A 1,263-nucleotide genomic window follows, 5' to 3' on the forward strand; every position below is an offset into this window, starting at 1 on the left:
TTTTGTTGGTGCTACCCCAATATAAAGCAATTTATATGATTCAAGATCATCTGTACCTAGTGTATGAAGCTATACGAAAAGACACCCAAGAAGTATCAAAAATTCTCCTTCGTCTGTTTGACCTCTTACAGAAAAACGGACGGAAATCCCATCGATATGAGAAAAAGACGGTTTTTGATATTTTAGGTGTCGTTTATCAGTACACTGTATCCAATCAAGAGAAAAAAACTGCATAATCTAAAAAAATACACCTTATTAAGGTTTATTTGTTATGCGTATTTTTAAAAACAAATAAACAAAATATCAAGCTTAGACAACAAGAACGGAAGTTCATAGATAACTCCAAACTTAGCTTGATGGGCATGGGGTCCCACCAACCAAATGACTTCGCTAGGAAATTGCTACTCGCATATGTATTGAGTATTGATAGAAATTAGTTTCATTAAAACCTTATATTTAAAATTAACATTATTCATTTTCAGCCGTAAAACGTATATAGATATATAAGACTTTTTAAGGGAGAGAAAATTGTATGAGTAAATATCCTAATAAAGTAGATTTTTGGAGACAAAAAGGTTTTGAGGTTATAGAGAAAAGAGGTTGGACTAGGAAAATTCGTAGTGAAGCTAAAGAAATATTAAGTCCAAAAGAATATGAGGAGAGTATGAAACAAGTAGGTTGGGAAAGTATTATCTGACATTTGATTAAAGTCGATTTCTTAACATAGGAGTCGGCTTTAATTATTTTCAAAAGGTGTCATAACTTAAGGTTTTGGAACCATATTAATTAGGAATAATTACAATTGAATGTTGTAACTTTTTAGTGCTCCAAAAATTGATGACAAAAATGAATTTAGAAATTTGATTCATATTTGTATAAGTTTGCATGTCCAGATTGTTTTTATGTACAATAAAGAAAAAGAAATAGCATTAGATAGAGAGAGGAAAAACCTGTGTCCAATCAAAAATTAGTAAATTTACGCATCGATTTTGCTTTTAAGCAATTATTTGGTACAAATGGTAGTGAGGATATTCTCATCGCGTTTTTAAATGCGATGCTACAAGATTCCTTAGAATCACCTATTGTTTCTTTACAGCTAGAAGATCCACATTTACATCGAGAACATGAAGAAGATAAATTATCGATTTTAGATATTTCAGCTACATTAGATACAGGAACAAAAGTAAATGTAGAAATACAGCTCAATAATAATCACGATATGATCAAACGAAGTTTGTATTATTGGGGGAAGCTATTCACATC

2 protein-coding genes and 1 pseudogene are annotated in these 1,263 nt (G+C 30.8%); all 3 read left to right on the forward strand.

From position 1 onward, the window contains the following. A pseudogene (locus CN288_RS26260) lies at nucleotides 1–236 on the forward strand (IS4 family transposase); the annotation flags it as partial. Nucleotides 237–532: 296 nt separating this feature from the next. After that, a complete protein-coding gene (locus tag CN288_RS29120; RefSeq protein WP_176527742.1) occupies nucleotides 533–697 on the forward strand; it encodes a hypothetical protein in 165 nt (54 codons plus the stop codon). Nucleotides 698–952: 255 nt separating this feature from the next. After that, the coding region (locus CN288_RS29920) for an Rpn family recombination-promoting nuclease/putative transposase (protein WP_255260062.1) at nucleotides 953–1,263 on the forward strand (311 nt) is incomplete at its 3' end.

The sequence above is a fragment of the Bacillus sp. AFS023182 genome, from assembly GCF_002560575.1.
Classification (GTDB): domain Bacteria; phylum Bacillota; class Bacilli; order Bacillales; family Bacillaceae_G; genus Bacillus_A; species Bacillus_A arachidis.